General features: G+C 31.1%; 10 protein-coding genes. 3 read left to right on the forward strand and 7 right to left on the reverse strand.

Features of this window, described 5'->3' with window-relative positions; translation table 11 throughout:
• The 6 genes from OEW74_RS19090 to OEW74_RS19115 form a co-directional block, all read right to left on the reverse strand.
• Positions 1-983: fibronectin type III domain-containing protein (locus tag OEW74_RS19090; protein WP_265429988.1), on the reverse strand; the 983-nt coding region annotated here is incomplete at its 3' end.
• Between the two features lie 781 nt (positions 984-1,764).
• Positions 1,765-2,439, reverse strand: a complete 675-nt coding sequence (locus OEW74_RS19095) for a LytR/AlgR family response regulator transcription factor (protein ID WP_265429989.1) — start codon at positions 2,437-2,439, stop codon at positions 1,765-1,767.
• A gap of 14 nt (positions 2,440-2,453) precedes the next feature.
• Positions 2,454-3,533, reverse strand: coding sequence for a sensor histidine kinase (locus OEW74_RS19100; protein ID WP_265429990.1), 1,080 nt, complete (start codon positions 3,531-3,533; stop codon positions 2,454-2,456).
• 5 nt (positions 3,534-3,538) lie between these two features.
• On the reverse strand, positions 3,539-3,985 hold the full coding sequence (locus tag OEW74_RS19105; protein WP_265429991.1) for an STM3941 family protein: 447 nt from the start codon (positions 3,983-3,985) through the stop codon (positions 3,539-3,541).
• A gap of 195 nt (positions 3,986-4,180) precedes the next feature.
• A complete protein-coding gene (locus OEW74_RS19110; RefSeq protein ID WP_265429992.1) occupies positions 4,181-7,219 on the reverse strand; it encodes an AAA family ATPase in 3,039 nt (1,012 codons plus the stop codon).
• 168 nt (positions 7,220-7,387) lie between these two features.
• Positions 7,388-8,599, reverse strand: a complete 1,212-nt coding sequence (locus tag OEW74_RS19115; protein WP_265429993.1) for a metallophosphoesterase family protein — start codon at positions 8,597-8,599, stop codon at positions 7,388-7,390.
• Between the two features lie 82 nt (positions 8,600-8,681).
• On the opposite strand from OEW74_RS19115, the gene OEW74_RS19120 reads away from it, so the two are divergent.
• Positions 8,682-9,545, forward strand: a complete 864-nt coding sequence (locus tag OEW74_RS19120; RefSeq protein ID WP_265429994.1) for a hypothetical protein — start codon at positions 8,682-8,684, stop codon at positions 9,543-9,545.
• 16 nt (positions 9,546-9,561) lie between these two features.
• On the opposite strand, the gene OEW74_RS19125 is transcribed toward OEW74_RS19120, so the two are convergent.
• A complete protein-coding gene (locus OEW74_RS19125; protein WP_265429995.1) occupies positions 9,562-9,714 on the reverse strand; it encodes a hypothetical protein in 153 nt (50 codons plus the stop codon).
• 119 nt (positions 9,715-9,833) lie between these two features.
• Between OEW74_RS19125 and OEW74_RS19130 the strand changes: the two genes are divergently transcribed.
• Positions 9,834-10,085, forward strand: a complete 252-nt coding sequence (locus tag OEW74_RS19130; RefSeq protein ID WP_265429996.1) for a VF530 family protein — start codon at positions 9,834-9,836, stop codon at positions 10,083-10,085.
• A gap of 105 nt (positions 10,086-10,190) precedes the next feature.
• Complete coding sequence (locus OEW74_RS19135) at positions 10,191-10,691, forward strand: FKBP-type peptidyl-prolyl cis-trans isomerase (RefSeq protein ID WP_265429997.1); 501 nt, start codon at positions 10,191-10,193, stop codon at positions 10,689-10,691.
• Positions 10,692-10,847 lie beyond the last annotated feature (156 nt).

A 10,847-nucleotide genomic window follows, 5' to 3' on the forward strand; every position in this document is an offset into this window, starting at 1 on the left:
TTAGTTGCTGTAAATTTGAACCATACATCATCATTAGTACCTGTAGCACCACAAGTAGGAGCTAAATCTGAGGAAGCTGAAGCTCCATTAGTAGCCCCTGAAGAAGTAACTCCGCATAATAAATCACTATTAACCGTTAAAACTTTAGCATTAGAACACTCATCATTATCTGGTTTAGTATAAAAATTATATGCAGCCCATGCACTATGTTCTGTACTTGTACAGTTCGACCTCACCCATACATAATAAAATGTTGAAGAAGATAAAGAAGATAATGATTGAGAAAGCCCAGTAATATTACTATAACTTGGCATAGTAGTAGAAGTAGGTGCAGCTCCGGTACTATTATAATACAAATCATATCCATTTGTAGGATTAGATGTCGAAGCCGTCCATGAAATAAGAGCTGAATTAGCTGTGATATTATCAGCCATGATAGGTGATGGTGACAAACAAGACGGCGTAGCTCCCTGTGACACAGAAACATCATCAATATACACATAATTATCTGCAGTTGTTGAGCCCGATTGTGCTTCAAATCTTAGATAAATATTACCAGAAGCAGGTAAACCTGAAATCACTGCAGACTTTGTTGCGCAAGAAGCAGATACCACATGATTAGAAGAATCTAATGTATAGGCAGTAATCCAAGGTCCCCCAACTGCTGTTGCCCATTGAAGTTTCAACGTTCCAAAATCTGCCGAAGATGCTCCAGTACTAGTACTTGAAAATGTGGTTACTTTATACGCAAAATTTACCGTGAGATCTCCTCCATTAGTTCCCGTTAAGGCGGGAGATACCAGATAAGAGATTTTGTTGTAAAAATTATTTGCCCTCGCGCTCCCTGTTCCAGCGCAAGGGCTTGAAGCAGTGTTACTAAATGTTCCTGATGTACCACTAGTCGTCCAAGAGTCAAGATCAATTGAATTCCAACCAGTGGAATAAGTAATTTGTGAAGATACGCCGACACCTAGTGTCAGCATACAAGCTAGTAGAAGTTTTTTCATATTCAGTTTAAATTAAAATTTTCTAAATAAAATTACCTATTTCAAGTACTCGATTTACTGCAATACCAATTGGAACTGATCCAATTAACACTAATAATTTATTTTTAAACCAATTTTCAAACATTGATTTAATTTTTAAAGAGTGAAAGAAACGAATTTAAAATGATTCAAAGCGTTGTAAAATAGATGGTTAGTGTGAGTTGTTTAAAGTGTATTTTTAGATGTATTTATGTTAAATCTATAGCGTTTAACATAATGTGTAATTAACATTAAAAATGTATTTTTTTTACAAAAACATTATTGTAAAGCAATGGAAATAATTAAAATGATAGATAAAAAAGAGAGTTCTTGAATGAAAGAAAACTTTATTGTTGTAAAATCGAGCAGATTAATAATTTTTTTAACTCTAGAAATATAAAGAATCATATACTCATCAAAGAAGTAATAAACATCACAATTCAGATCAAATTTAACATTAAAACCCTCCAAAAAATCTCTCTGAGAATAATTAAAAGTCAACGTTTTTGTAGCATCTGTAATAGCCGCAACAGATTTTATGAATTATTGATGAAAGCCTTTGATTATAAAATGCCCCTTTAAATCAGGCCAAATTAGAATTGTAGAGATTTCTACTGAACAACAAAACATTTTTTGTGAGATTAGTTTCTTCGTAAGAATCGGATTATAATTTGAAATTCCCTTTCTTTGATGTCTTTAGGTAGTTCTAGATAATGATGATAAAAAAATAATAAAGAAATTATCTATTCACAATTCTCATCACTTCATCCTTATAAGTTTCGCCAATCGGAATAATAAAATCTCCTATATGAATATTGCGGTTGACAATTGTTTTAATATTTTGAATAGGGACGATATACGAACGGTGAACACGAATGAAATCTTTTTCAGAAAGCTTTTCTAGAATGTTTTTCATAGAAGATCTTGCGGTAATTTTCGTAAAATCTTTCAGATGAATTTGAATATAATCATCCAAACCTTCTATGAGAAGAATATCATTAAAGTTGATTTTGTGAAGTTTATAATCTGCACGAATTGAGAGATGTTTCACATCATTATTTTCAGTATTGTTTTTTACTTTTTCTACTGCGGCTTTAAATCTTTCAAACGAAAAAGGTTTAAGCAAATAATCTATTGCATTAACATTGAATGCATCAACTGCATACTCAGAATAAGCGGTTGTGAAGATGACCTTGGTATGTTGAGAAATATTTTTGTAAAAATCTAATCCGTTTTTGGAAGGCATTTCAATATCTAAAAAAATAAGGTCTACAGGAAATTTGTTCAGATGTTTTTGAGCATCACTTTGTTTATTAAAAACTTTTTCTAAAGTCAGGTTTTCAATTTTATCAGCATAATTTTCAATAATTCTAAGGGCAAGAATTTCGTCATCGAGGGCAATGGCTCTAATCATATTTTCGCTGATTTTTAGATTAAACTGATTTTTAAATCTACTTCATAAGTCTCATCATTTTCATTGATTTTGATAGTATGTTTTTCAGGATAAACCTGATTCAAATGTTCGAAAGTATTTTTTAAACCCACTTTAAGACTGTTTTCTTCATTAACGTGGGTGTTGACAATTTTATTAAAAACCACAAAATTTAAAACACCTTCCTGAACAATTACTTTTATTGATATTTTTGAATTTTCTTCAGCATTAAAACCATATTTGAAAGCATTTTCAATGAAATTGACCAAAATAAACGGTGCGATTTTTAGGTTTTTCAAATCTCCAATCTCGGTGTATTTAAAGTCAAGACTGCTATCTGTTCGTATCAATTGAAGAGCAATATAATCTTTAATATATTCAATTTCTTTCGATAAATCCACAAAATCTTTACTGCTTTCCTGAACGACGTAACGCATCACGTTGGAAAGTTTTAAAATTCCATTCGGTGCATCATCAGATTTTAATAATGCCAAAGAATAGATAGAATTTAGAATATTAAACAGAAAATGCGGTTGTAGCTGATATTTTAAGTTTAATAATTCGGCTTTGGCTTTTGAACGCTCAAGTTCCTTTTTTTCGTTATTTCTAAAGATGAAAAGCGAGGATAAAAACGAAAATAAAAATGGTAAAACCGAAGAAAAGATCATTTGATGATAGGAGGCGTCATTTTGTGGACCAAATTGTGGAAAATGTTGTTTCCCGTCCATCGGCGGTGGCATATTTCCTGAAGGCATCGGATTTTTCATTTCCATCGGTGGTGGATTTTGTGAGAAAAAATTTCCCGAAGTCAAAAGATAGGGAAGTGCAACCATCAATCCGAAACTTATGAAGATACAAATTGTAAATGCTAAAAATCTTTTTTTGCCATAAAATCTAGGAAGAAAAATATTAAGATTCAGATAAAAGAAAAAAATAACGAGTACAAATCGTATAAATTCTCTTTGGAACGGCGAAACTCTGAACACCGATAATGTTCCGTCAAAATCCGGTGATGAAACTATCGGAATCGAGAGCAACAACGGAATTAAAATAATATGAGGAACTAATTTTTTCATTGAATTTAAAGAGTCGGAAATTGAGACTTATATTCATTTAGAAGGTTAGCAAGATTTTTTGCAGACATTCCGTACGTATCCGGAAAAGCTCCGGATTTTCCTTTCATTTTAGAGTTTTCCAGAAGTTTTTCATCGATGGTAAAAGTGACCAATTTATTAACAAAAATAAATTTAGTTTTAAAACCACTCACGGACTGCCAAGGAATGAAGGTTATTTTGAAAAGATTTTTCATTTCAATTCCTCTTTCATCGATTTTCAGGTAAGATGCATTGGGAATCATATTGATTACAAAAATAATAAGACAGATCCCGAAAAAGAAAATATTTAAAACTGCAATCAGCATATTTTTTTCTAAAAGTGAAATTCCTAAAACTATAAAAGCAGTACTAACGAGAATAAGAATGGTATTTTTTATTTTTCCGGGTTTTAAAGTAAGTGGTAAATTTTGCATGATAATTTTTAATGATTCAAATGTAAACAAAAATTGAAAATCTTTGATTTTCAACTCATGTGTTCTAAAAATATTAAATCTAATGTGATTTAAGTTCTAAAAAATAATTAATGATATATTTTCAAATTAATACAGCTTGATTGTAAGTCTTTTATCTTTGTTCTATTCTCTTTTATCTTCTTAATTGTCAAAAAACTAAACAATCTCAATCAAACTTCCGCGTTCTTCATCTTTCGTAATATTCAGCGAAACCGGAATTTTTTCTTTCAGTTCTTCAACGTGCGAAATAATTCCCACAATTCTGTTCTCTTTCTGAAGATTCATCAGTGTTTCAAATACGATATTCACAGATTCCAGATCCTGAGTTCCGAAGCCTTCATCGATGAAAAAGAAATTTTTCTCAGATTGCGCATTCGTTTGTACACTTTCTGCCAAAGCCAAAGCCAAACTCAACGAAACCTGAAAAGCCTGTCCTCCGGAAAGTGTTTTCACACTTCGGCTGCGTCCTTCATTCAGATAATCGATAATTTCAAAATCATTGCTTTCATTCAACTGTAAACTCAGCTGATTTCTCGTCATTCGATGAAAACGTACATTCGCATGATCACACAATTGACGAAGATAAATTGATGAAACATATTGTACAAAACCTGCTCCCTTAAAGAGATTGGTCATGATTTTTAGATTTTCTGCACGCTTTTGAAGTTGAGATAGATCTTTCAGTAAATCTTCTTTTTTCCTGAATTCTTTTTCAAGTCTTTCAATTTCACTCGTGATTTTTACTACAGAATCGTTTGCTGTTTTTAAATCATTTTCAAAAGTTTTGAATTGATTTTCGGTTTCTGTAAATTGATTTTCGTCAAATGAAAAGTCTTTGAGTTTGGTTTCCAGATTAAGAATGTCGTTTTTTACAATTTCAAATTGAATTCTGAATTGCTGAATCTGGTTTCTCGTTTCCTGAACATTGATTTCCTGTGCAAGAATTTGCTGGATTTGGTCTAAAGTGTTGAATTTCTGTTCTGATAAAGAATTTTCAATCAGGATTTTATTATCAGAAATTTCTTTTTCCAATTCTGAAATCCGTTTTTCTAACTGGTCAACAATTGTTTTTTGCTCAGCTAATTTTGGCGAAATTTCTTCTTTTTCCTTATTTAGTTTTTGATAATTTTCTTCAGTCTCACGATTTGACTGTGATAATTTATTGTAAACTTCTACGGTTTCATCGATTGGTTTTTTCTCGTAATCAAGCCAGCTTAAAAGTTTTAAATGAGCTTGATTCGTTTTGATCTGTTCTTCTTTTTTTGCCTCATCAATCCTGAATTTTTCTAAAGCTTTATTGTAATTATTAAGATTTTCTCGCTCTTTTTCAAGATTTTTTTGTTCCAACCCGATTTGTTGGTTTAGCTCATCAATTTGTTTTTCAATAGCAAAAGATTGTTGTCTTTTTTCTTCAAAATCATTTTGATTTTCTGCATTAAATTCCGTCCAGTTAAAGTTTTTTAAATGTTCTTCAATTTGAGTTTGAATTAGTTTTAAATTTTCTTCTTCTGATTTCATTTGTTCCTCAAAAATCTTTTTTCGGTCAAGAATTTTTTCAATTTCTAAAGATTGTTTTTGAATCTGATCTTTTTGAATTTCAATCTGCTCAATTTTTTTCTGAATTTCATTGAGTTCAGTATTCACATCATCAAATTCTACAATATTTGGATGTTCCAAAGCGCCACAAAGCGGACAAGATTCTCCGTCGTGCAATTCGTTGGCAAAATGAGCCAGCTTTTGCTGCACTTCAAGATGATTTCGCTTTTCAGAAAGTGTTTTTTTCTGATTTTCTAAACTGTCAATCTGAATTTTAAAATCATTTCTAAAAGTCACAGGATTAATCTCGAAAGGTTTTAATGTTTCTGAAATATTTTCTATTTCAGCTTTTTTATCTTTAAATTTTTTAGTTTGATTTTCTAAAGATTCATCTAATTTTTTCTTTTCAGAAAACCAATTTCCAACATTTAATAATAAGCTGGGATCTAATTTTTTAGGTTTTAAAAGTTCTGTGTTTTTTGAAAATTCTTCAATTTTTTGTTGAATTATTTTTTGATTTTCTTCAACTTCTTTTACTTTTTCCGAACCATTTTTTGTTCGTTCCTTTAAGGTTTCAATTTCTCCCGAAAATTTCTGCATTTGTAAAATCAAGCTCAGATCATTTTCCTGAATTTTAGATTGATTTAATGCTTCATATTTTGGCTGAATTGCAGAAAGTTTATTTTTTACATTTTCAAACCGAATTTCAGTTTCCTGTACAATTTTAAACTGATTTTCTTTATTTTTTTGCTGTTCTGAAATCTCTTTTTGAAGCTTATTTTTTTCAGAAATAATCGGTGTGAAAATTCTGAAAACCTTGTCAAATACTTCAGTTTTTGTTTCTAAAATATCGATTTCTGTTTTCTGTTGATTCAGTTTCTCAAACTCAGATTTTTTCTGATTTAAAATTTCAAAATCCTCTTTTAGACTTTTTAGTTTACTATATTTTTCTTCAATTTTTTTAAACTGAATTTTTACATCTTCAAATTTTTGCTGTTCAATTTTTAAATTGTCTTTCTGAATCAAAATTTGCTCTTCGTTAACTTCTTCAAAACCCTTCAATTGACCTTCCAGCTGATCAAGTTCTGATCTGTTTTTTGAGTTTAAAACTGAAACATTATTCTGCAGATCAAAACGCTGAAGACTGAAAATTTCCTTCATCATATTCGTTCGGTCAGTTGCTCCCAATTCCAGGAATTCTTTAAACTGACCTTGAGGAATAATAATGGTTCGCTTAAAATTGGCATAACTCAAACCAATAAGTTTTTCAGCATTGGAATGTTCCAGCGGAATCCAGTTTTCATTTTTCCATTCATAGAAAGTGACGGTCGGAGTTTTTACATCTTCAAAGTTTTTAGAATTACGTTTAAATTCTCTTGTAGCACGGAATTTTTTGTTTTCAAAATTGATGAAATCAAATTCAATGTAAGATTTATTCGACTTCAGATTCATCATATTATAAGCACGCTTGTCTCTTGAATTGAGACGTTCCGTTTCGCCGTACAACGCAAACGAAATGGCTTCCAAAATAGAAGATTTCCCGGAGCCAACAGAACCGAAAATTCCGAAAAGACCAGCTTCCGTAAGATTTTCAAAATTGATTTTCTGACGTTCCTGATAAGAATAAAGACCTTCTAAAGTCAGTTGAATTGGAATCATAATAATAAATTAAGAACTAAAAAAGATTGTAATTTGAACCATTAAGAACATTTAAGAAGTTGAGAATAATTAAGTTTTTGCAAGCAAAGTAAGATTTGTCTTAAGAAATTTATTTTTCTTAAAAAACTTAACTTCTTAAATCCATCTTAATGGTTTAATAAAATTAGATTATTTATCAGAACTAACAATTTCGTTAAACAAATTAATAAGTTCTTCATTGGCTTCCTGGCCGCCGTTTTTAGATTTAAAATAATTGTTAAATAAGGTTTGAATATCCTGACTCAGGTTGATTTCACTTAATTGATTTTCATTAAAATCCTGATTTTTAACTTTCGGAATGAGATGTACAATTCCGTTATGAGACTGATAGATGAGTTTTCTTTCTTCGGCTTTTAAAAAAGTTTCACTTTCTAAGGTTAATTCAACTAAAGTTTTTGGATTTTCTTTCAGCCATTCAATTGTATTTTCAATGGAGTCAAACGTTTTTCTGACAAGTTTTTTACCATTTTGTAAAGCAATTTTTTCGAATGAAACTGTCTTATTTGGTTCTGCTTCAATAATGGAAACGTACTTTGTTTGTCCGGCTTCGCTAAAGCTGTAGCACAAAGGTGAAGATGAATAGACAACAGGCTTTTCGTCGGTTCCTATATTTTGAAAACCATGCAAATGTCCTAAAGCCGTATATTGAATCTGATGCGGAATAATATCTGAAAAAACTAGGTCTGCATTTCCGATTTTAATTGGTTTTTCACCTTCCGGTTCTTCCAAAATCGGAGCGCCTTTTTTGTTCATATACAAATGCGTTATCAAAAGATTAATACCATTTTGATCGCAAAATTCATCAGCCGTTTTTTTCCAGTTTTCGGCCAAAACTCTATTGAGTTCCTCTTCTTTATTCTCTCCGAAATATTCTTTTAAACGAATTTCGTTTGCATAAGGCGTGTGCAAAACTCTGACAGGAAAATCTTGATTTTTAAATTCCAATTCAATAAAACCTTCTGCTGATTTTAAAATTTTAAAATGTTCAAGCTCAAATGGATTGATTGTCGCTTTCGGATGTCCGATTAAAATAATTCCGCATTCGCGCGCTAAAGGATCGGGTGCATCAATCAAACTTGGCGAATCATGATTCCCGGAAATAGCAATAACAGGGCGTTTTCCATTTAATGATAAACGTTTTAAAGTTTTATAAAAAAGTTCCGTCGCCTCAACACTCGGATTAAAATTGTCAAACAAATCTCCGGCAATTAAAACCAGATCAACATTTTGTTCATCGGCAATTTCAACGATTTCGTTCATCACCAAAACTTGTTCTTCAAGTCTTGAAAAACGGTCGATACGTTTACCCAAATGCCAATCGGCGGTGTGGAGGATTTTCATAATGTAAATGTAAGAAACTAAAAAGGCAAAGTAAAATTTCTAAATAAAAATGTTATTCCCTATTTTTGGAAAAACTAATTGTATGAAAAATATTATTGCTGTACTTTTTATTTTGCTTGCAGTTTCTTTTCAAGCTCAAAATCTGGAAAAACTTTCGAAAGAGATTAATGAAGAAGGAATTGCTTTGTACCGCAGCGAAATGGCAAGTTGGTATGGAACAGATGTTTTCAGAGCTAATTATGAACAAATGGAAAATGTTGGAGGATACTTTTCTTATATAGATGAATCTGTTCCCAAATGTATTTTCTTTTCAAAAGAAAACAAAGTTATTGGAACCATCGCTTTTCCCACGAATTATAATCCGCAAAATGCAAAGCTAGATTTGAAAGAAAGAGATTTTACACCTACAGAGACAGAATATTTTACCATAAGACAAAATGCTTTAGCGAGAATTAAAACAGATACGATATTCAAGTCTTATAAGAATACAAGCTTTAACATTGTTCCTCTCATTAAAAAGAATATAAAAAAGGTCTATGTTTTAACGGGACCATCTGTAGATAACGTTGTTATTTTTGGAAATGATTATTTGATCACTTTTAATAATAAAAATGAAGTTAAAAATGTTGAAAAACTTCATAACAGCATGATCGCTCAAAATATTAATGATGAAAAAATAGGAAAAACAATAAGTGGAATCCATTCTCATGTTATTGAGAATTGGCAGGCAATTACACCTACAGACATTTGCACATTAATGCTCTATCAGAATCTTACAGATTGGGGAAGTTATATTACTATTTCTAAAAAGTTTACAAGTATTTGGAATTCAAATAACAATATTGTTATTATGAAAACTGAAGATTATAAAAAAATGACAGAAAATATTCTGGAAAAAAATAAAGGGAAGACTGACTCGAAAGAAAATGCAGAGCATGCAAATTAATAAAGTCTAAACGGATTTATTGTTTAGAATCGGCTTCTCTTGCTTTAAAGTCTTCTCGAATTTGTTTTAAACGTGCTTTTCTTTCTGCTTCCGCATTTTGTATTCTACGCTTTTTCTGGTCGATTTTCTTTTTATTTTTTTTCCTGTTCGCTTCGTTATTTTTGCTCATATTGATTTTTGGAATGAGTAATTTTTATAGGTAAGAAATATCTTCAAAAATACTAAAGTTTAAGAGTTTAAACAATTTTAGTAGATAAGTCGGATAAAATATTTTAATTTTACTGCGTTATGGAACAAAAATCAAAAGATCCTTTACACGGAAAAAGACTTGATGCCATTCTTGAAGAGTTGGTAGAATATTATCAGGGATTTGAGGAATTAGGAAAACAAATTAATATCAAATGTTTTACAGATAATCCGAGTATTAATTCGTCATTGAAGTTTTTACGAAAAACAGACTGGGCGAGAGCGAAAGTTGAAAGTCTGTATCTGTATGTTTTAAGACAGAAAAAAAGAGAAGAATCAAAAAATAGGAAGTAATATGTTGAAGATTATTCTTTACATGTATTTCCTTAATCAATTCTCTTAAAAAGAGTATATTTGTGCCGTTAATCGTGATAGGAATTCACGAAAAAAAGAAAAAATATGACAATCGAAAACAATCATGTGGTAGCTGTAAAGTATATTCTTCACACTATCGAAGAGGATGGAACCAAAACTCTTGTAGAAGAAACAACTGAAGAAAATCCACTTACATTTTTATATGGTTTGGGAATGATGATTCCTAAATTTGAGCAAAATATCCACGGTTTGAAAGCTGGTGATAAAGCTGCTTTTGTGATTCAGCCGGAAGAAGCTTACGGTGAAAAGCAAGATGATGCTATCGCACAATTGCCAATCGATATGTTTGCAGAATCTGGAGTTCCGCCAATCGGAGCTATTTTGCCTTTATCTGATAACCAAGGAAATAATTTCCAGGCTTTTGTAGTAGAAGTTACTCCGGAAGTTGTTGTAGCAGATCTTAACCATCCAATGGCTGGGAAAGTTTTAGATTTCCAGGTGGAAATTTTAAATACTCGTCCTGCAACAGAAGAGGAGTTGTCTCACGGTCATGCGCACGGAATCGATGGAAACAAAGGTCACTAAGAGTTTCCTATACAATATTAAAAATGTCCTGCAGAAATGTGGGATATTTTTTTAACACATTAGTCACATTAGTTTTAGTTTAAAAACTTTGAAAATATTTTAGAACAAATGAGAGCCTGTTTAAAAAAGAATAATAAAAAAGAGTAAGGGCTAAAA

This window comes from Chryseobacterium sp. YIM B08800, assembly GCF_026163565.1.
GTDB lineage: Bacteria > Bacteroidota > Bacteroidia > Flavobacteriales > Weeksellaceae > Chryseobacterium.